Origin of the sequence: Nocardia brasiliensis, from assembly GCF_042691675.1 — a bacterium.
GTDB lineage: Bacteria > Actinomycetota > Actinomycetes > Mycobacteriales > Mycobacteriaceae > Nocardia > Nocardia brasiliensis_D.
In genome coordinates, this window is record NZ_CP170507.1 from 412,100 (window position 1) to 431,020 (window position 18,921).

Annotated in this window: 21 protein-coding genes; 15 read left to right on the top strand and 6 right to left on the bottom strand. The window is 65.2% G+C overall.

Annotation, left to right across the window (positions count from 1 at the left end):
• Positions 1 to 56: 56 nt before the first annotated feature.
• From ACFK0J_RS02170 to ACFK0J_RS02225, 12 genes are all read left to right on the top strand, one after another.
• Positions 57 to 314, top strand: coding sequence for a hypothetical protein (locus ACFK0J_RS02170; protein WP_378736049.1), 258 nt, complete (start codon positions 57 to 59; stop codon positions 312 to 314).
• 1 nt (position 315) lies between these two features.
• Positions 316 to 897 carry a hypothetical protein gene (locus ACFK0J_RS02175; protein WP_378736051.1) on the top strand — a complete coding sequence of 194 codons (582 nt, stop codon included), beginning with the start codon at positions 316 to 318 and terminating at the stop codon, positions 895 to 897.
• Entirely contained in the window at positions 894 to 1,256 is a 363-nt protein-coding gene (locus ACFK0J_RS02180; protein ID WP_378736053.1) for a hypothetical protein, read from the top strand. The genes ACFK0J_RS02175 and ACFK0J_RS02180 overlap by 4 nt, the downstream gene beginning before the upstream one ends.
• On the top strand, positions 1,256 to 1,519 hold the full coding sequence (locus ACFK0J_RS02185; protein WP_378736055.1) for a hypothetical protein: 264 nt from the start codon (positions 1,256 to 1,258) through the stop codon (positions 1,517 to 1,519). Before ACFK0J_RS02180 ends, ACFK0J_RS02185 begins: the two co-directional genes overlap by 1 nt.
• Positions 1,516 to 1,917, top strand: coding sequence for a hypothetical protein (locus ACFK0J_RS02190; protein ID WP_378736057.1), 402 nt, complete (start codon positions 1,516 to 1,518; stop codon positions 1,915 to 1,917). Before ACFK0J_RS02185 ends, ACFK0J_RS02190 begins: the two co-directional genes overlap by 4 nt.
• 62 nt (positions 1,918 to 1,979) lie before the next feature.
• On the top strand, positions 1,980 to 2,909 hold the full coding sequence (locus ACFK0J_RS02195; RefSeq protein ID WP_378736059.1) for an MBL fold metallo-hydrolase: 930 nt from the start codon (positions 1,980 to 1,982) through the stop codon (positions 2,907 to 2,909).
• Positions 2,910 to 2,991: 82 nt separating this feature from the next.
• Complete coding sequence (locus ACFK0J_RS02200; RefSeq protein WP_378736061.1) at positions 2,992 to 3,822, top strand: hypothetical protein; 831 nt, start codon at positions 2,992 to 2,994, stop codon at positions 3,820 to 3,822.
• 381 nt (positions 3,823 to 4,203) lie between these two features.
• Positions 4,204 to 4,458: a hypothetical protein gene (locus ACFK0J_RS02205; RefSeq protein WP_378736063.1), complete on the top strand. Its 255-nt coding sequence runs from the start codon at positions 4,204 to 4,206 to the stop codon at positions 4,456 to 4,458.
• 26 nt (positions 4,459 to 4,484) lie between these two features.
• Positions 4,485 to 4,850: a DUF5361 domain-containing protein gene (locus ACFK0J_RS02210; protein WP_378736065.1), complete on the top strand. Its 366-nt coding sequence runs from the start codon at positions 4,485 to 4,487 to the stop codon at positions 4,848 to 4,850.
• Between the two features lie 7 nt (positions 4,851 to 4,857).
• On the top strand, positions 4,858 to 8,661 hold the full coding sequence (locus ACFK0J_RS02215) for a tape measure protein (protein WP_378736067.1): 3,804 nt from the start codon (positions 4,858 to 4,860) through the stop codon (positions 8,659 to 8,661).
• Positions 8,658 to 9,596: a phage tail protein gene (locus ACFK0J_RS02220; RefSeq protein ID WP_378736069.1), complete on the top strand. Its 939-nt coding sequence runs from the start codon at positions 8,658 to 8,660 to the stop codon at positions 9,594 to 9,596. The genes ACFK0J_RS02215 and ACFK0J_RS02220 overlap by 4 nt, the downstream gene beginning before the upstream one ends.
• Positions 9,593 to 11,638, top strand: coding sequence for a hypothetical protein (locus ACFK0J_RS02225; protein WP_378736071.1), 2,046 nt, complete (start codon positions 9,593 to 9,595; stop codon positions 11,636 to 11,638). Before ACFK0J_RS02220 ends, ACFK0J_RS02225 begins: the two co-directional genes overlap by 4 nt.
• Here the strand turns inward: ACFK0J_RS02225 and ACFK0J_RS02230 are convergent.
• Complete coding sequence (locus ACFK0J_RS02230) at positions 11,635 to 12,273, bottom strand: hypothetical protein (protein WP_378736073.1); 639 nt, start codon at positions 12,271 to 12,273, stop codon at positions 11,635 to 11,637. The genes ACFK0J_RS02225 and ACFK0J_RS02230 overlap by 4 nt on opposite strands.
• 122 nt (positions 12,274 to 12,395) lie before the next feature.
• Between ACFK0J_RS02230 and ACFK0J_RS02235 the strand changes: the two genes are divergently transcribed.
• Genes ACFK0J_RS02235 through ACFK0J_RS02245 form a run of 3 tightly spaced genes read left to right on the top strand, consistent with a single transcriptional unit; the run spans position 12,396 to position 14,505 of the window.
• Positions 12,396 to 12,956 carry a DUF2744 domain-containing protein gene (locus tag ACFK0J_RS02235; protein ID WP_378736075.1) on the top strand — a complete coding sequence of 187 codons (561 nt, stop codon included), beginning with the start codon at positions 12,396 to 12,398 and terminating at the stop codon, positions 12,954 to 12,956.
• On the top strand, positions 12,953 to 14,278 hold the full coding sequence (locus ACFK0J_RS02240; protein ID WP_378736077.1) for a peptidoglycan DD-metalloendopeptidase family protein: 1,326 nt from the start codon (positions 12,953 to 12,955) through the stop codon (positions 14,276 to 14,278). The genes ACFK0J_RS02235 and ACFK0J_RS02240 overlap by 4 nt, the downstream gene beginning before the upstream one ends.
• Positions 14,275 to 14,505 carry a hypothetical protein gene (locus ACFK0J_RS02245; protein WP_378736080.1) on the top strand — a complete coding sequence of 77 codons (231 nt, stop codon included), beginning with the start codon at positions 14,275 to 14,277 and terminating at the stop codon, positions 14,503 to 14,505. The genes ACFK0J_RS02240 and ACFK0J_RS02245 overlap by 4 nt, the downstream gene beginning before the upstream one ends.
• Before the next feature lie 245 nt (positions 14,506 to 14,750).
• Here the strand turns inward: ACFK0J_RS02245 and ACFK0J_RS02250 are convergent, their stop codons facing one another.
• The 5 genes from ACFK0J_RS02250 to ACFK0J_RS02270 all read right to left on the bottom strand — a co-directional run bounded on the left by ACFK0J_RS02250 (position 14,751) and on the right by ACFK0J_RS02270 (position 18,921).
• On the bottom strand, positions 14,751 to 16,175 hold the full coding sequence (locus ACFK0J_RS02250) for a hypothetical protein (protein WP_378736082.1): 1,425 nt from the start codon (positions 16,173 to 16,175) through the stop codon (positions 14,751 to 14,753).
• 306 nt (positions 16,176 to 16,481) lie between these two features.
• Positions 16,482 to 16,913: a hypothetical protein gene (locus ACFK0J_RS02255; protein ID WP_378736084.1), complete on the bottom strand. Its 432-nt coding sequence runs from the start codon at positions 16,911 to 16,913 to the stop codon at positions 16,482 to 16,484.
• Between the two features lie 66 nt (positions 16,914 to 16,979).
• Positions 16,980 to 17,243 carry a hypothetical protein gene (locus ACFK0J_RS02260; RefSeq protein WP_378736086.1) on the bottom strand — a complete coding sequence of 88 codons (264 nt, stop codon included), beginning with the start codon at positions 17,241 to 17,243 and terminating at the stop codon, positions 16,980 to 16,982.
• The gene (locus ACFK0J_RS02265) at positions 17,240 to 18,640 is read right to left on the bottom strand and encodes a hypothetical protein (RefSeq protein WP_378736088.1); all 1,401 of its coding nucleotides are present in this window, start codon (positions 18,638 to 18,640) and stop codon (positions 17,240 to 17,242) included. Before ACFK0J_RS02265 ends, ACFK0J_RS02260 begins: the two co-directional genes overlap by 4 nt.
• The gene (locus ACFK0J_RS02270; protein WP_378736090.1) at positions 18,628 to 18,921 is read right to left on the bottom strand and encodes a WXG100 family type VII secretion target; all 294 of its coding nucleotides are present in this window, start codon (positions 18,919 to 18,921) and stop codon (positions 18,628 to 18,630) included. Before ACFK0J_RS02270 ends, ACFK0J_RS02265 begins: the two co-directional genes overlap by 13 nt.

Genomic DNA, 18,921 nt, shown 5'->3' on the forward strand with positions numbered 1-18,921 from the left:
CGGGCCGCAGCGAAAGGCCCCTACTGCTACTGACTCATCCCTGTGAGGAGGACAACATGGTGAGCAGCCGAGACGTCGAGGACGACTACTTCCACGCGTACCTCGAGCAGTACACCCGCGCCCGCCACGCGGGCAGGACCGGGGAAGCGATGCGGATCGCGCAGGTGCTGCGCAGCCGGTTCGACCACGAAGTGGATGCGAAGTCCTCGCAGCCTGATACCGGAGCCGACTCCACTGCGGTGCCTCGCCGGCCTCGGGCTCCGAAGGCGAAGGCAACTCCAGCACCGGCTCCCGAGACGACCGTCCACGATTGAGATGAACGACGCGGGCTCGCCTACCCCGGCTGTGGCCCTCGCTGCACCGATCCCGCCGCTGGCCGATGAGGCAGCGTTCGCCGATTACGAAAATGGGAGTCCCGCACTGGCATTGGCGATCGCCAACGCTCTGGTGCGTGACTGGTGCGGCTGGCACATCGCCCCGACCCTCACCGAGACCCTGATCCTGGACGGGTCCGGTGATCGGGTGCAGATGGTGCCGACGCTGCGCCTGCTCGATCTGCACTCGGTCACCGAGAACGACCGCCCGGTCGACCTCGCCAAGGTCCGGTGGTCACGGACCGGATACCTGCGCCGCACGATCGCCTGGACGACCCGTGAGCGCGGCGTCCGGATCGAGATCACCCACGGATGGCCCGCGCCCCCGCCGCTGCTCGTCGGCGTCGTGCTCGGAATCGCCAAGCGCGCCAAGGACACTCCAGCCTCTGCGGTGCGCGCCCGCACCGCAGGACCGTTCAGTGAACAACTCACCGTCAGCGCGGACGGCTCAATCGGTGGGGTGGGGCTGACCCAGGTCGAACGTGACCTGCTCGCCGCCTATCGCATCGTCCCGGTCGCATGAACCTGCCGCTACGCCACACCCTGAGCCACCACCGCCACCGCGACGGCGGCACCGACTCCCACGGCAACCCCGTCTCGCTCTACACCCCGCCCCTGGACGAACCCGGTATCGCGGTGCGCGTGTACGGGTGGGGACCTGCCCGCTCCAGCGAACCCGTCCTCGACGGACACACGCGGGTGATCACCGAGGTCGAGGTGTACGCTCCCGCCCAATTCCATCCCGCCCCAGCAGATCTCATCGATCTGCCGTCCGGTCCCGCTGGTCGTTTCGAGGTGATCGGCGTCGCTGCTGACGCCAACCACGGCCCGTTCGGCTGGACGCCGGGCAACGTCATCACGCTGCGAAAGGTGGACGGATAATGCCCAAGCCGAAGATCCAATGGAAGCCCGACGCCTTCTACAACCTGCGCCGCGCGACCGGCGTGGTCCGCGACGTCGAAGCTCGCGGCCGACGCGTGAAAGCAGCCGCGGGCGAGGGCTTCGAGATGACCTCCCGCCAAGGCGCACGCAACCCGCAAGGTCGCTGGCGGGTCTCCATCTTCCCCCGCACGATCAAAGCGGCCCGCCGCAACGCCAAAGACAACACCCTGGTCAAAGCGCTCGACGCTGGACGCAGCCGGTGACTGAACTCGTCGTCTACCCGGCGATCGAGGCCCTCGTCGTCGCCTATCTGAGCGCGCGGCTGGCCGCACGGGGCGATCTGGCCGTGGTCGCGACGAAAGTCCCCAACCCCCGCCCGGACCGGCTGGTGCGCGTGAGCGCCGCCGGTGGCGGCAACGACCGGCGGATCCTCGCTTCCCGCATGGTGATCATCGAATGCTGGGACCTGCGCGAACCCGAAGCCGCACAACTGGCCGAGCTGTGCCACGCACTGCTACTGAGCGCGCCCCGGGATCCCCAAGAACCACGGATCCGCGCTGCCGTCACGGCCGGTGCCCCGGTCAACCATCCCGATCCCGACACTCGTCACCCGCGCTATCAGGCCACCGTCTCCCTCGACGTGCGCGGTCAACTCACCTGACGACTCCCGCCGCGACGACCCGGCTCGACGCGGCCACGCGGTGCCGACCAAGGAGTTACACGATGCTGTCCTGTTCCGCACTCAACCGATGCCGCACCAAGCGGCTGCGTCGCCCTCCTCGACTGCGTTCGGTCCGGCTTGGCGACATGCGAGTCACCTACGTCCCCGACGGCGCGGTCCGGCTGCGCCCGCGCGGCTGGCTGCCCGAGACCACCGACGCCGACTGGGCAACCCACGCCGACCATCTCGACCAGCACGGCAACCTGGTCGCAGGCATCGGCGCGCTCCTCGTCGAGCACCGCGAGCACCGACTGTTGATCGACGCGGGCGTCGGACCCCTCTCGGTACCCGACGGCCCCGCCAACCCGCTGACCGCAGCCCTGCACGGCGGTGCACTGCTCGACAACCTCACCCGACTGCGCTGCACCCCTGCCCAGCTCGACGCGGTGGCCATCACCCACATGCACATCGACCACCTCGGCTGGGCCTTCCGTCCGGAGTTCGCCCGCACCCGGTTGCTGATCGCCGACGCGGAATGGGCATGGTGGAACACCCTGACCCCGCAACAGTTCGAAGCGATGCTCGAACGCATGGCGCCCTGGGCCAAGGGACAGCTGCACCTGCCCGAGCTGCTCGCCGTCCTGGCACCGCGCGTGGAAACCTTCGCCGCGGACCAGCAGATCGCGCCGAGCATCACCTCGGTTGCGATGGCAGGGCACACCGCTGGGCACACCGCGTTCGGACTCACAAGCGGCCAGCACCGGATGCTCATCTTCAGCGACGCGATGCACTCACCGCTGCAGGTCCAGCATCCGCAGTGGCGCTGCGCCGCAGACCTCTACCCCGCGCAAGCCGTGCTGCACCGGCAACGACTCATTGACGAACTCGCCGCTTCCGGAGACCTGGCCGCCGGAATCCATTTCGCTGACGTGCCATTCGGCCGAGTCCGTCGCCGTCGCGACGGCACCACCACCTGGCAGCCACTGCGCTGACACCCCGCGCCTCTATCCCTATCGCTGCACATCCCTTTCGAGCAGGCCCGGTCCGCCTTGCGCCTGAAAGGGGCTACCGACCATGGCAAGCACGGTCGCCAACATCTACGCGGCAATGCCGCGCGCCACCGGCTCGTTGCTGCGCGCACCGCTGGGCACCACCGGTCCGAGCAGCGCCACCAGCGATCTGGACCCCGCGTTCCTCGATCACGGCTACATAGGTGAGGACGGCTACACCCTCGCCGAGTCGCGTGACGTCGACAAGAAGAAAGCCTTCGGCGGCTCGACGGTCAAGATCCTGCAGACCGACTACACCCTCACCGCCCAGTTCGCGTTCCTCGAGTCCACCAACGCGCTCGTCCTGCGAGCCGTGTACGGCGACGACAACGTCACCGTGACCGGGAACTCGATCGCAGTGCGGCACAACAAGCGCCAGCTTCCGCATTCGAGCTGGATCATCGACACCCTCGACTCCGACGTCGCGCTGCGCCGGATCTGGATCCCCGACGGACAGATCAGCACCGTCGACGACGTGCAGATCGTGCACACCGAAACCATCGCCTACACCGTCACCGTCGAATGCTTCGAGGACACCGACGGCACCCCACTGTATGAGTGGGTCCACAAGGGCCGCCCGCCGAGCCAGTGGACTGTCACGCTATCGGCGACCGCTGGAACCTTCCTGCTCTCGGTCGACGGAAAACCCACCACCGCACTCGCTTTCGACGCCACCAACGCGGCGGTGCGCTCGGCACTCGCGGCGCTGGCCGGGGTCGGCACCGACGGTGTCACCGTAACCGGCCCGGCCGGTGGCCCCTACCAGATCACCCTCTCCAGCGGCGGCACCTTGACCGGCAACGGCACCGGACTCACCGGCGGCACCGGAACCAAGCTCACTGTCACCCCCGCCTGATCGACAGTTCGAGCCCGCGCACGGGTCGCCGGTGCCGAAGCGCCGGTGGCGGGCAGGGCACCAGTCGTGCGCGTCCGGCAAGCACGCGGACTTCGTACTCATCGATCAGGACCGAGGTACTTCAGACCTGGAGCGGCGGCCGACGCCTCGCCGAATACGGCCGACGCTGAGATCAGCGACCCCGTACCCAAAATGCGGTCACAGCACCGAAACTCGCTTCGCACCGGCGCGCAAGCGATTGTGACGCACCCGTCGTCATGTGGCCCCTCGATCCCGCCCGGCGAGGTTCATTCATCCCTTGGACCGGGCCTGCCCTCGCCGGGCGGGCACCGAAAGGCTCAGTCCGCCAATGAAACCCAGAGAAAGGTCCGTCCGAAGGTGATGGAGAAGTTCACGTACACGAGCACGGGTGGCAAGGCGATCTCGCTACCGAAGATGGAGAACATCCCGTTCGGGATCATCCGCAAACTGCGCAAGGAAAACGACACCGAGCAGTTCTTCGCACTCATCGAAGGCGTCGCAGGCGCAAAGGATCTCGCGGTGATCGATGCGATGACCCAAGCCGAGGTGCGCGAGCTTATGAGTGCCTGGCAGAAGGATTCCGGTATCGAACTGGGGGAATCCTCGGACTCCTGAGCCTGGTCGATGCGCACCGCGACGCCGTGGAAGCCGACCTCATCCGCGCTGGTGTCCGGCTGCGCGACGTCGGCTCGGAGTCCTTCAACTGGCACGACCTGCTCGTACTGGTCCGCCAATCGCCCCGCGAGTCCGCGCTCATGGCCGTCATGCACCCCGATGTGACCCGGTGGGGACAAGGCGAGTTCCTGCTCGCCGAGCTGATCGACCTCGCGAGCCTGCTGCTGTGGGCCAAGACCAAAGACGGCGCGAAGAACCGCAACAGGCCGCGCCCCTACCCGCGCCCCGGCGTCGAAGACCCCGGCTCTCGCCGCGTCAACGGGCACGCGGTCCCGATGAACGAGATACGAGACCGGTTGCGCGCCTTGCGAACCCAGAACCAAGGGAGGTGATCAGGTCATGACCAGCGGCGGAGTGAACCTGGCCACCGGCTACGTGTCGCTGGTCCCGGAGACTTCCAAGGTCGCCCCTGGTGTCGAGGGCGCATTCGTCCAGGCGCAAGGCAGTGCCGACAAGGCCGGGCGTTCGCTGGGTTCGCGGTTCGCCTCGGGGTTTGGCGCGGTGTTCAAGACTGCGGTCACCGCTGGGGGGATCGGTGCGGCCCTGTTCGGTGGCACCGCACTGAAGTCGGGGTTAGATCGGCTGACCACGATCCAGAACGCCACCACCTCGCTGACCACGATCATGGGCTCGGCCACCGAAGCCGGTCGCCTCATGGACGAGATCAAAAAGACCGTCAACGGCACCCCGTTCAACTTGGATCAGTTCGCCGACGTCGGCAAGAACTTGGTCGCGATGAACGTGCCCGCGGCGAAAGTCCCTGGATATCTCACCGCGATCGGTGAGGCCGCCGCCGCGTCCGGCAAAGGCGCAGAAGGCGTGGAACAGGTTTCGGCGGCATTCGGGAAAATGGCCGCCACCGGCAAGGTGTCGCTCGATCAGGTGTGGTCGGTCGCCGAAGCCGGTGTCCCCGCGCTGGCCATCCTCGCCAACGGGTTCGGTGTCACCACCGCCGAGATGCAGAAGATGATCTCCAAGGGAGCGGTGCCCGCCGACAAGGCGATGGACATCCTCGCCAAGGGGATCATGGAAGGCTCCGACGGGGCCGCCGGAGCGACCAAAGCCTACGCGGGCACCATGGCTGGACTGCGCCAAACCCTCTCTGGCGCTTCCGGTGGTTTCCAGGCGGCGATGGCACGCTTCGGTGCGGGGATCCTCGCGCCGTGGCTGCCGGTCGCTACGACCACGCTGACCGGGCTCGCCGGTGGCCTCGACAAGCTCACCCCGAAGATCCAGGCGTTCTCCCAGCGATTGGCCGACTCCCAAGCGGTCGAGACGTTCACCGGCTGGATGGTCAACCTGCCCGCCACGATCGAGCGGGTCACCAGTTCCCTTGGCGAGTTCGACTTTTCGAAGCTCACCGCCGGATTCACCACTGTCACCGATCAGCTGACCAAGATCGGCGACGCCGGTGCCGGAGGTGAGGACAGCGGGTTCCTGTCCAGCCTCACCTCCGGGCTGGCCGGACTCGGCGGCGCGCTGGGCAACCTCGGCGTCGACACCATCACCGTGCTCACCGCCGCCCTCGCCTCGATGAGCGACATCCTCGGCGTCCTGGCCGAGCACACCGGACTGGTCACCCCGCTGCTGCTCGGACTGGCCGCAGCCTACGCGACCAGCCAGACCGCGCAGACCGGCTATCAGATCGCCCGGATCGTGCAGACCCCGGCGATGTTCGCGCAGCTGGTGGTGCAGCGCCAGCTCACCGCCGCGATGATCGCCCACACTGCCGCACTGACCGCCAACACCGTCGCGACCGGAGTGAACACCGGCGTACAGAACACCCAGACCGCCACCACCCTGCGGGCCAAAGTCGCTGCGCTCGCCACGGCGGCAGCCTCTCGCGTCGCCGCCGCAGCGACGTGGTTGTGGAACGCCGCGCTCACCGCCAACCCCATCGGCATCGTGATCGCCGCGATCGCGGCACTGGTCGCCGGGCTTGTCTGGTTCTTCACTCAGACCGACACCGGGCGTCAAATCTGGCAAACCGTCTGGGGCGCAATCCAATCCGCGATCGCCTCGGCCTGGTCCTACATCCAACCGATCTGGGCGGGTTTGCTCGACGCGCTGGGCTGGGTCGGAGACAAACTGCTCTGGCTGCTATCGGTGGCTCAACCGGTCTTCGGGTTCATCGGCTCACTGATCTCGACCTGGTGGTCCGGAGTGCAGGTCTACTTCGCTGCCTGGAAGACCGCGCTCGGCGAAGCCGGAGACATCGTGTCCTGGTGGTGGACCAGCGTGGTCCAACCGGTGTTCGGGTTCGTATCGGACCTGATCAGCGGCTGGTGGTCCGAGGTGCAGGTCTATCTCGCGGCGTGGAAAGCCGGGATCGGTGAGGCCGGAGACAAGGTGTCGTGGTTCGCTGACGGCCTGCGCGCCGGTTGGGTGATCATCGGAGCCGCGATAGAGACCGGCAAGGGCTGGTTCACCTCGCTGCGCGATGTGGTGGTCTCCGCGATCGAGAAGATCCTCGAATACTGGGACCGGGTCAAAGGCATCGTCGGCACCGTCACCGACGTCGCGGGCCGGATCGGCTCCAGCGTTCTCAGTATCCTGCCCGGCCACGCCGACGGCGGAGCCATCGCCGGACCCGGCGGCCCGACCTCCGACAGCGTCGTAGCCCGGCTGTCCGCGGGCGAGCACGTCGTCACCGCCCGCGAGGTCGCCTCCGTGGGAGGCCAGGGTGCGATGTACCGGCTGCGTGCGGCGATGCGTTCGGGCGCACTACGTTTCGCCGCCGGAGGCGCGGTCCCGCGCGGCATCCGCGACGCCCTGGCCGCCGCGCGAGCAGTGACCGGTAACCCCTACGCCTGGGGCGGCGTCGGTCCGGACCGTTTCGACTGCAGCGGGTTCATCTCCTTCCTCCAGCGCGTGGCGATGGGCCTGGCGAATCCGGCCGTGCGCCTCTACACCACCCTGGACCTGCTCGCTGGGCGGCTCGCGGGCCTGCAAGTCGGACTCGGTCCGGCCGGCACTTTGTTCCAAGTCGGGGTGAACGCCGAGCACATGGCCGCCACGATCAACGGCCAACCCGCCGAGTCCGGTGGCTCCCACGGCACTTCACGCCTGGGATCACCAGCCGTCGGCGCGGCCGACGCCCAATTCACCCGCGCCTTTCACCTGCCCAACGAGCTGATCGCGGGCTGGGCAGAAGGAGCCAGCGACACCGGCGCCGCAGGCAACACGGGCAAGGGAAAGAAGGAGTGGACCGACGCTGATCAGACGAACCTGGAGTCGGCTCAGGTCTCCGTCGAGCAGGCCAAGCAGCGCCGCGACAAGGTCTACGCCGATGAGGGCAAGTCCGATGCTGATCGCCGCCAAGCCGACCTCGCCGTAGAGAAGGCCGAACAGAAGGTCCTCGGGCTGCAACAGCGCAAGGACGACGCCGCGTCTGGGAAAGCGGATGGTCCCGCACCGCAAGCTCCAGCGCTGGAGCGCAAGTTCAGCGACGACGAGCTGGCCCGCATCGACGCTCAAGCCTCGGTCGACTCGGCCAATACACGCCGCAACGAGGTCTACGCCGATCCCGAGGCCAGCGCCAACGATCGGCTCAAAGCCGATGCCGAGCTCTCGCGGGCGCAGACCAAGCTCGACGAGCTGCGTAATTCCGGCAGCAAGATCCAGGGCCGCGTCCGGGACTTCGTCACCGACGCCGCCGGGATCGCGTTCGACGCGCTGCTCGAACAGCTGCCGTTCGGGCTCGGCGAAACCCGCTGGTGGACCATCGACTACTCGCCGCTGATCGCTGCCGGGCAGAACGCTGCGCAGAAAGCGAGCGAGGCGATCGGGCCACTGCCGTCGTTCTCCCCAGAGTCGATCGCCGCCCAGCTCGGCTACACCCCGGTCGCGGGGCAACCGCCACCGGAATGGTGGGACAAGCTGCGGCCCAAGGTTTTCGACCATGGTGGCTGGTTGATGCCCGGTGAGACCGCGATCAACCTGTCTCGCCGTCCGGAGCCGGTGCTGTCGAGTCCAGGGCAGATGCAGGCGTTCATGGGCGGGTTCGCCGCCGAGCCCGCACTGGATGCCAGCGTCCGCATCGAGAACCTCACCACCGGGATGAGCGCTTCGGAGTTCCGGCGTGAATGGGCGCTGATGACTCTGGACCAGCGTCAGCGCGCCAAGACCTGGCAGGGCCGATGATCACCCCACCCCAAGACACCCGCATCGTCATCGAAGGACCCAGCGCGCAACGGTTCACTGTCGCCGGGCCGGGCATGGGCGATCACGGAGTCGTGCTCGCCGACATCGATTCCGGCACCGACTTCGACGCGATGTACGAGACCGCGACCACCACGATCTGGAACGCCACGGCCTATCAGATCGGCGCGGACTTCGGAGGGCTACGAGAAGAGAAGTTCGACTTCTCGCTCGCCTTCCATGTTCTCGGCACACCACAGCTGCCGTGGCGCAACGCCGATTCGGCTTTCCGGCAAGCCTTTTCGTTCCGACGCGACTCGCTGGTCCGGGTCCAGATTGGTGACACCGCGCGCCGACTGCCGGTGCGCCTGGGCGCCAAACCGCGCGTCAAGATCGTCGGCGACCCGAACATCCACGACTACGGCCTGGTCGTCGTGCCACTGATCGGCGCGTACCCGCGCTGGCTCGAAGACGACGCCACCTCCACCTTCGTCACCACCACCGACACAACCGGCGGCGGTGTCGAGACCGGATTCGTCACCGTCGCCAACCCGCTGCCGATCGACTACGAGATCTGGCCGCGCTGGGTCTTTCAGGGCACCGCCGGAATCGTCTGGACCATCCCCGACTTCTCCTGGGGCAGCGATGAATTCGACCGCGCCGAGATCGACGCCGACCGCAAGATCATCATGCCGCCTTTGCTGGCCGGTGAGCATATCGTCATCGACACCGACCGGATGGCGCGCAACGGCCAAGCCAACTCGAGCCTGGACACCGAGTTCTACGCGCGCATGGGCGGCAAGCGGTTCGTGTACGCGCTGCCCGGGCGCACTCCCGAGACGCGGATTCCGGTGTCGGTGACCGGTGCGCCGATCGGAGCCGGAATCCAAGTGCGCTGCCCGCGGCCGTGGCCGCGCCCCTGGGGCGGGTTGGAGTGAGCACGAGCGTCGAAACCATCGATTTCGATCGGGTTTTCGACCACATCGTCGCGCGCCTCAAGCGCGACACCGATCGCCGGATCCTGCCGCCACTGATGCGGATCTGGGACGGCAACTGGGTGCTACGCGGGGAGATCCACAACGAGATCTCGGCGAAGTTCTCCGCGATCGAAAACGACACCGGCATAGGCACTGTCGAGCTGCCCGCGACCTACTACCTCGCGCGGTGGATGACCAACCACGACGCCCGAACGACCAAGAACATTTTCATCACGGTCGACCGTGACGGGGCGAGATGGTCCGGGATGCTCGACGACCTCGAGCAGGACCGCGACGAGCGCGGTCAGCGCATCATCCGAGCGACGTTCAAGCACGACACGGAGCACCTGCGCCACATAATCGCCTACTGTAACCCGTTCACCCCGCCGGAATTTCAGTTCCCGAAGACCTGGGCGTGCGTGTCCGGACAGACCCTCGTGCAGATCTGCGAGGGCGATCAGATCGTGGCGCGCCCGATCCGGGAGCTGGCCGGGCGCCCCTGCGAGGTCGTGGTCGACGGGCGCATCCACCACTCGCCGACCGGGTCATGGAGCAACGGCATCAAGCCGGTCTACCGGCTCACCACCGCCACCGGCAAGAGCATCGAGCTCACCGGAGACCACAAGGTCCTCACCCCCGACGGATTCATACCCGCCCAAGACATCGGTGTCGGCGGCTGGGTCATGGCCGACCACCAGGTCCCCGAACAGGTCACTGCGTTCGAATCCATCGGCGAGACCGAGGTTTTCGACATCGCGGTCGCTGACGTGCACCGCTTCGTCGCCAACGGAATCACTGTGCACAACTGCTTCGGGCCCGCCCGGTGGAGTCTGCTGCTGACCTTGTTCTTGAATCTCCTTCGCCTCGAAGGGCGACTGTGGACCCTCCCGGTAGGGGATCCGCTGGATCCACGTTCGTGGCTGAACTTGGATACCTCGACCTGGTCGCAAGTGGTCAAGCCGCTATCGATCCTCGATGACCATTCCCAGTTCGCCGTGGTCCACTCCCGCTTCAAGACCATGTATGAGGTCAGTCAGCGCATCGTTGCCGACGCGCAACTGACCTGGGAGCCGCGCCGCTGGCTCACCGGCGACCCGCCACCGTGGCCCGGAGCACGAGTACGCCACGGCGCACTCGTGTGGGACCTCGTCGATTCCTCGGGCTGGGACACCGAAACCTCCTTCGCGGGAAACCTTTTCGACGGCCTGGTGCGTGCGGTCACCCGCATCGCGGCCGACGGCATGGTCGAAACCATCGAGGAGATCAGGGATCCAACCTTCCCCGAGGAATACTCCCGCCCCGGATGGAAGGGGACCATCCCGCGAGCGCCGGGGATCATCCTGCGCGACGGCGACCGAACCGGCGTGGTATCCAACAACTTTCACTGGCGTCCAGCCACCGACGTCGGCTTCGTGACCGGAGGCCACAGCGCACCTGGAATCAACGAAATGCTCGGGGCGGCGGTCAACCTCCTGGGCGATCTGGTGTCGCTGTCCTTGGCGATCCCGCCACTGGGGGGTGTGGCCTCAGAAATCCTGAAACCGCTGTTCACTGACGTGTTCGGGGCCTTCCAGAAGCGCGGTGACCCGGCCCGCGAACGCACGCTCGGCTGGTCGCACTATCACGAAACCTGGTGCGCCGCAGGCGATCGCGCCTACACCCTCAATGCCCTGATTGCCCTGCGCACCGGCCGGTGGCGGACCCGCGAGCAAACCACGCATTCGGTCAAGGTCGTCGATGGCTACGAGAACCTGCGCATCGGCCAACACGGACACGGCAACGCCTGGCTGGGCACCCGCATCGGCACCACGGTGCGCGACTGGGGCACGCCAGGGCGGGTCTATGTCGACCGGATCACCGAAATCGTCCTGGCCTGGGACCGCACCACCACCCCGACCTGGGACATCACCGTCGGCGCGCGAGAACCCGAAGACCCACTACTGAAAGGCTTGGAAATGCTCGATGAGATCGCCGGCCTCGCACGAGACCTCGGAGTCCTCTAAGGGTGGGGTGGAAGCTCGCGGGGTTCTCGATGACTGCTACGGCCGAACAGCTCGTGCCGTTTGTCCCGGAGAGCTCTACGGCGCTCGTCGAGGTCGACGTCGTCAGCCGTGTGTATCCCGAGATCTTCTCGGAGCGCCCGACGCAATAGGCGCACAGCAAATCCCAGTGTGTCATTGAGGTAATGCTCGAGCTCTGTGATTCGTGCGAGGTCAGTCGTATCGGCGTCTATGACTGCTTGGTGGCCAGCGTCCATGCAACGGCTGACTTCAGATGCGATGGCGAGTGCGTTATCGGACAAGACCATCTGAGAACGTGCGTAGCTGTCGCGCAACGCTTCCCAAGCACTGTGAAACTTCTCTGGCTCAGGGCTCGTACCTGCTCTCTCAGCGAGGTAACGGCGGGCGGCGGTGCGGAAGTAGTGTGCCGAAGTGTTGAGGGCGGCATACGCTGCCCGTTTCTCGTCCGATGCCTCTTTCCGGGCAAGCTCGCGTAGTTCTTCGGCGCGCTGGTCACGTTGTAGCTGCGTATCCATCCGCTTGGCGCGCAGCGCGTAGAACTGCGTGGCGATACCACCGCTGAGCGTGCCCGCAGCCGTGATGGCTGCGACCGACACGTTGGTCCAATCCAGGCTCATACCAAGCGATTGTCCCCAGCCGCCGACGAGGGTGCGTCCCGGCCCGACAGCATCGGCAACCGTTAGCCGACTACAGCGTCGACGCGCTATCACGTCGCTACCACAGAGCAGGAGGGCCGATTTTGACCCGATTGTGGCGGCTCGAGGATATCGACCCCGGTAACCCAGAGGAGCGGTTTCTTCCTGCCTTGCAATGTATCCCGATCATCGGTCGCACACCGATCGTGTTCGTCGAACCGCTGGCGCGTGCTATCTCCAAACACCTCACCGAGGCCGGGTGCCCGCCAATGGACTCGGCGCTGGCAACAAAGAAGTTCCAGCGCCCGTACCGGGGTGAGCAGCACTCGCTCAACGGGGCAGGGCAATGGGTCGACATCGACATCACCGATCCCGAGCCGGTCGTCATCCAGGACCCGGCGACGATGACCGTCCGCGAACGCGAAGCCCAGGTCGAGCGGCTGCGCTATCTCGGCTACCGGATCAACGAGCCCGAGCCCGTGACCCCGACCGCCCAGATCATCGACACCCTCGACACTCCGCCACGATTCGACCCGACCAGCCATTCGGTCACCGAGGTCAACGCCTACCTGCGCGGGCTCGACGACCCGATCGAACACCGCCGAGTCATCCACGTCGAACGAAACAACCAGGCTCGCAAAGGAATCCTTCGGAGGTTCGGATGAACAGATACTGGCCGATGGAACGCGGTCACCACGTCACCTCCTACTTCGGGCCCCGCGAGGGCGGCTGGCACTGGGGCGTCGATTTCGGCTGGCCCGGCGGCAGCGCCGGACGCGCGGTCTACGCCATGGCAGGCGGGCGAGTCGATCGCGCTGGACCCGCGCGCGGGTTCGGGCGCTGGGTGTGCCTGGACCACGACACCGCTGATGGTGGCGGCTACACCGTCTACGGGCACGTCGTACCCGAAGTCGCTATCGGTGAGCGCGTCGAGGCCGGTCAACGCATCGCCCACGTCGATCCCGATCCTGCCACCAACGGCGGTGTCGTCCCGCACGTCCACGTCGAGGTCCACGAATCCGTCTGGGTGCAACCAGGGCCGGGCCGATTCGAACCGCTGCTCTGGCTCGGCGCAGCCGCCTATCCGAACGAAAGGCCGACCATGGCAACAATCTTCGGTATCGATGTCTCCAACCATCAGCGGGACTTCGATTTCGGCGCAGCGCGGCGCGAAGGGTTCAGCTTCGCCACGCACAAGATCTCCGAAGGCACCTGGACCGATCCGTGTTGGCCACTCGCCCGAGACGAAATGGCCATCCACTTCCCCGACGCCTGGGGCGGCTACGTGTTCTGCAAGGTCGGCACTGACCCCGACCGCGAAGCCGACACCGCGCTGGCACAGTCCGGTGGCGCCTGCCGCCTGCAGATCGACTACGAGGACCTCGACGCCTACGGCAGCATCGAAGATCTGTGGGCGCGGATCACCGCACTCACCGACCGCGGCTTCGAGTTGCTGCCGATCTACCTACCGCGCTGGTACTGGTCCTCGCGCATGGGCTCGCCCTCTCTGGCTGATCTACCCGTGGGGATCTGGAACAGCCACTACGTGTCCGGCGACGGCTACGCCAGCGACCTCTACCCCGGCGACGGTCACCCCGGCTGGGAGCCGATGGGCGGGCAGCGCATCGACATCCTCCAGTTCTCCTCCACCGCCCGCGTCGCCGGACAACTTATCGACGTCAACGCCGTACGCGGGGGCGAACCCGCCCTCGCCGCTCTTTTTGGAAAGGACACCACCGACATGACCCCCGACCAGGAACGCAAGCTCGACGAGATCCACCGCGAACTCACCCAGCTCTACCCGTCGCGCTCGCATTACCGCGATTCCGACGATCCCGTGGACACGATGGCCGGATATCTGCTCAACGTCGACGGCCGCGTGCACGAGTCCTCGATCGACCTGCCCGCCACCCTCGAACGGTTGCAGCAGAGCATCGACGAGCTGCCCGCCAAGCTCGTCGCCGCCCTACGTGAGGCCAAGCAGTGACCGCGCCCTCGCCGAGGCTTCCCGAGCCCGCGCTGGTGCGCTCGGTGCTGGTCACGCTCACCGCCGTCGCGGCGTACCTGCTCCACCGGCAACTCGACACTAGTTGGGTGGAACCGCTGCTCACCCTCTATACCCTGGCCGCACCCCTGATTGCCGGGCTGCTCATCCGCCGTGCCGTCAAACCCGTCAAGTCAGCTCGGCGGCCGAGGCCCGCACAGGACCAATGAGATGGCCTGGCGTGTCGCAGGGCTCGATCAGGCCGTGGTCATACCGGCGCAAAGGAGTTATTCCATTGTGTCCAATTCCTCGGTGTTGGACTAGATAGCGCCGACGAGTGAGTGCCGCTCCGGCAGAAGGTGCGGACCGGTTTCGGGGCTCCAGTTGGTCGAGTCGCGTGACTTTACACTTCCGGCGGCGTTCTCACCGTTTGATGAACGATGCCGGGACGGCAGTTGAGCAGTTCTTGTGCATGCTAAGGATTGCCACCTTGATAGTCGGCACGATGAGACTGGACCACCCGTTTCTTCGTTCCACGACTACGAAGTCGGCTTTGACGTTTCTGCGACGACTCTTGGCTGACTTCCCTGCCTAAGACTGTGTCGTGTCCCGCACGCACGCGTTCATCGACAATTTGCCTCAACTGCTCGACTGTTACACCTACGGTCCCCGCTAATCCATGCTGTATAAGCTCAATAAACTGACTGCTGACGAGATGCCGTGGCACATGCTGATAACCCAGCATTCGGCCAGGGGTTCCATCGTCGCGTTCTCTGCCGCTGAGCGTGCACTCATTAGCTAAGAGTAATCTGACATACGAGACCGGAAGGTACATTCCTGGGGTGAGACTGTCAGCGCGATTCGCTGATGACGCTTCAGGACTTTTTGGCCAGTACGCCAATTTCAGGAAGCAAGCGTCGGATGAAAGCCTCCATTCGTCAGGCTTTGTTGCCGGTTTACTAAGACTGGAAACTTTCTCTAGGCGGTCCAATTGATCCATCAGTCTCTCGTCGACTGAGATGGAACGCCGAGTGGTGGGAAGGCGCTTGTACTGAAGAAGCATGAAGCTAGAGGTAGGCTCGTGATAGTAGATCATGTCGGCTCCCAATCGGGATTCAGCCGGAGTCGCATTGATATTGGCGATCTCGATCTTGCGCCCGACGGCGTCACGAAAAACATGAATATCACAGCGCACATTTGGATCATCGATCCAATCGCCATAGAGCCCCAAGCTATCCGCTGAAGCGCGTGCATCATGGTCGATATGACTGTGTTCGACAGGTTCCGGAATTAGGCCGGCCAGGTAAGGAGCATCTCGCGCCGCCGGGCGCTTCCACGCGCTGATCGTAGTGGGCGGAAGTCCTGCGATCCGTGCGACCGTGCCCACGGCGTCACGTTGCTCCTGCCACGAACGATCTGCCGCATCCTCGCTGTCCAACAATTCAGGATCAGCCTGGGCGAGAAGCCATTCGAGAGTTGAGGTCAAAGCGGGGTGCTTCTCCAGAAGCTGTACACTCAGACGCTCCCAAGTGGTCCGGTCGAAGGAACCGACACTGTCGAGTCGACACGCCCGATTGAAGTTTTGGCGGGCTTCTTCTGGCAGCTGGGCGAGCAAACCGCTCTCTCCGTCAAGGGGAACATGCTCGAAAACCTCCCGCAGCGGATCTATCGTAATGCTGTCGTCCGCGGGCCCGACTGTGCCTCGTTGAAGCTCGACGCCCATCCAGGACAAAGTTCTGCGCTTCCCCTCGCCGTCGTGGTCCTGCACGACGAGGACCATTCGTGGATGAGGGCGAGAGACGGTACCTTCCGGATATGCCTTGGTTAGTCGTTGTTTGATCCGCAAGTCTGACTGCAACTTGGAAAGTGTTTTCGCAGTGAGAGTTACAACGTATGCCACGATCCGACACTACAGCTCAATCCTGATCGAGTGTGCAGATTGCCTGAACATTTGCTAATTGCGTTTAGCGAGTGGCCACACGCCAGCGTGTGGAACCCGAGTACTGGCGTGCCACGTGAAGCGGCGCGCCGCCACCTTCCGGGGTTGCATTGAAAACACCATCGTTGAACCGTGCTTGTCGGGATTTATTCTTCCCTGGTAGACGGTTCAGATTAGACAACAGTCCGCCGCCTGGCTCTCGCACGGACCTGCAGGCCACATCGCCTGCATGCCCCTGAGCTGTGTTACATCGGGTGCTAATTCAGCTCAGAAGCGGGTATTCGTCCAGCCGTGTCGGTTCATTCGTTCGAAGTAATCGTCGTCGGCGCGCTGAATCTCTTCTTCCGTCGGCTGAGAGCGATCGGTGGGCGCGGGCGTGCTGCGTGGTCGTGGGAGCTGCGCGCCGAGCCGCGGGTCGGCTTTGGTGAGTAGGCATTCGACCCTGGCTCTGGCGTCGGCTCTGGCTTTGCGGTGGCAGTCGAGCAGGGTCGTGGTGAGCTGGTTGCCGCTCCATCGCATTGCAGCGGGGGCGATTTGCAGGTTGGTGATGTCGCCGTCTGCGTCGACCTCGATGATGACACCGCGTACTTCGCCGCGACCCCGCACGACGGCAATGGCAATGGCGAGTTGTGCACTGCTGCGGCGGATGTCGGCGAGGTCTTGCTTGAGCTGCCGCTCCCACTCCTGTATATCGGTCATCGCAACCAGGCGCTTTCCTCGGCCGGAACGGAATAGGTCACATTGATGCGAAACTGGCCGACCATGTCATTCCTGGCGGCTGATAACAGTTCCGGCGGTGACGAGAGGGCGCAGTCCCGCATCCAACATGATCGTCGTTTTCCCGGGCCGACCATGGAGTTCGATCGATTTGATCGTCGCGCCCGTTGTCTGGTCGCCGTTCTGGATGGTCACTGCATCGCCGATGCTGACCGGCTCGCCGGAGAGCACACCGGTGACGAATATCCAGTCGGCACGGCTTGGGAGAACGTCAACTCGTTCGACAATCATTCGTGAAGTTCCGTTGGTCATTGTGTGTTCCTCCGCCAGGTGTCCACGAAGGCATCTTCGGCCGCGTAGGCTTCGTCTTCCAGTGTGCGTGTCATCGAATTGATTTGGCCTTCCGCGTATTGGCGGACATGCACATTTTCATGTGCCAGCGTCCGCACGAGCGTTTCCGGGTCCTGGAAGGACGCCGGTCCGAGTTGGACTCCTTGGGCGTCGGTTCTGGCTATGGCCCCCTGGAAGTCGAGGTAGGAAATCGTGTCGGCATCGTCGAGGATCTCGATCTTGGCTCCTCGAAGGTCGATGCCGGCCAGCCGAGCGTATTCCTCGATTGTGTCCATATCTCTGGGCAGGCCGATATTGCCTTCCAGGACTTCACGATTGGTCAAGGCGCCACCGCGTGAGTACAGGGCGGTGGGTCCGCTGCGGCCGAGGAACTTGGTCCGGGCCGCCTGCACCCAGGTACGAACCTTCGCGACCAGCGGTTTCAATCGCTCGGCGAGTGGTCTGATGACGTCGGCGACAATTTTCGCCGCCCTCGCCGCGAGCTCACCGATGATCGTGGCGATACGTCGAGCCTTGGCGGTGAGGCGGGCAACCAGGGCCGCGTTGCCCACCCATTCCGACAGAGTGGCGGTGAACGGGGCTAGAACCGCGAAAGCTGCTTCGGCGGCGACCGTTTCGATGGCCATGTCTTTGAGCTCGTCGAGGATCTGGCTGTGCGCCTCGTCGAGGTGGTGGGCGTACTCACCGCAGGCGTCACCGAGTGACTGGCAGGCATCAGCCAACGCGTTGAGGTCAGCCTGCCGGGTCTGGCAGGTTTGCACCCCGATCTCGATCTCAGGTGACTGCTGGTTGGTGAGCAGATCGACTGCCTGCGGAGCCGCACCGGCCACCGTACGGAAGTCCGATGAGGCTGTGTGCCATGCGGTTTTGGCGGCGTTCAGTTGGTCTTGATGTCCGCTGGGCCACGCCCACCCGACCATGTCTTTGATGAGCGACCACCCGAACGGCTCCGGTATCCCGTCCCCGGCGGCAGAGGGCGCGGTCTCGGGCAGACACGGATCAGACGACAGCGATGGTGCTGGCGGGTCTGGCAGCTGCCGCAGGTTGGCGGCAGCTTCCGCGACCTGGTGGTTGTAGGCTCCCACAACGATCAGATCCCGGGTCTGCCCGCACGCAGTCGCCAGTTTGGATGACGTCGATATCGCAAGCTGGGCGGCCTCGTCGTAGCCCGCGGCCCACTGAGTACCGACGCTGTCGCTGCCAGCCATCCCCTTGTACGCGGTCAGCACCGTGACCAACGCGGAGTGCGTGGTGACCGAATCGGTGGACATCTGGCCGAAGACCTCACCAGCCGAGGTGTACTCCTGCCCCCGGTGAATGATGAGCGGCACCGTTGGTGTCGGTGTCACCGTGGCCACATCTCCACATTGGTTTGGACTGCGGTGGTGTAGCTCGTGTGTGCTCGCCGAGCCACCTCCCGCAACTCGCCAAGATTCTCCCGCATCTCCGCCGCACCGGCCATCCACCGGTCGTGCGCGACCCGCTGGGCCTGCGCGGCCTCACTCGCCCACGACAGGTGTAATTCAGCGACCTTGGTATCGACTTCCCGCAGCAAGCCCTCGACCTCTGCGCCGAAGGCAGCCATCGTCGCGATCGCTTCGTCGAGTTGCCCGAGATTGACCCTGTAGTCCTCCGCCAC

What these genes read in the sequence shown, in the direction of transcription:
- ACFK0J_RS02215 (WP_378736067.1), top strand. Translation starts at nt 4,858, where the DNA reads ATGACCAGCGGCGGAGTGAACCTGGCCACCGGCTACGTGTCGCTGGTC.
- ACFK0J_RS02255 (WP_378736084.1), bottom strand. Translation starts at nt 16,913, where the DNA reads ATGACCGATATACAGGAGTGGGAGCGGCAGCTCAAGCAAGACCTCGCC.
- ACFK0J_RS02195 (WP_378736059.1), top strand. Translation starts at nt 1,980, where the DNA reads ATGCTGTCCTGTTCCGCACTCAACCGATGCCGCACCAAGCGGCTGCGT.
- ACFK0J_RS02230 (WP_378736073.1), bottom strand. Translation starts at nt 12,273, where the DNA reads ATGAGCCTGGATTGGACCAACGTGTCGGTCGCAGCCATCACGGCTGCG.
- ACFK0J_RS02260 (WP_378736086.1), bottom strand. Translation starts at nt 17,243, where the DNA reads ATGACCAACGGAACTTCACGAATGATTGTCGAACGAGTTGACGTTCTC.
- ACFK0J_RS02220 (WP_378736069.1), top strand. Translation starts at nt 8,658, where the DNA reads ATGATCACCCCACCCCAAGACACCCGCATCGTCATCGAAGGACCCAGC.
- ACFK0J_RS02205 (WP_378736063.1), top strand. Translation starts at nt 4,204, where the DNA reads ATGGAGAAGTTCACGTACACGAGCACGGGTGGCAAGGCGATCTCGCTA.
- ACFK0J_RS02170 (WP_378736049.1), top strand. Translation starts at nt 57, where the DNA reads ATGGTGAGCAGCCGAGACGTCGAGGACGACTACTTCCACGCGTACCTC.
- ACFK0J_RS02175 (WP_378736051.1), top strand. Translation starts at nt 316, where the DNA reads ATGAACGACGCGGGCTCGCCTACCCCGGCTGTGGCCCTCGCTGCACCG.
- ACFK0J_RS02240 (WP_378736077.1), top strand. Translation starts at nt 12,953, where the DNA reads ATGAACAGATACTGGCCGATGGAACGCGGTCACCACGTCACCTCCTAC.
- ACFK0J_RS02200 (WP_378736061.1), top strand. Translation starts at nt 2,992, where the DNA reads ATGGCAAGCACGGTCGCCAACATCTACGCGGCAATGCCGCGCGCCACC.
- ACFK0J_RS02180 (WP_378736053.1), top strand. Translation starts at nt 894, where the DNA reads ATGAACCTGCCGCTACGCCACACCCTGAGCCACCACCGCCACCGCGAC.
- ACFK0J_RS02185 (WP_378736055.1), top strand. Translation starts at nt 1,256, where the DNA reads ATGCCCAAGCCGAAGATCCAATGGAAGCCCGACGCCTTCTACAACCTG.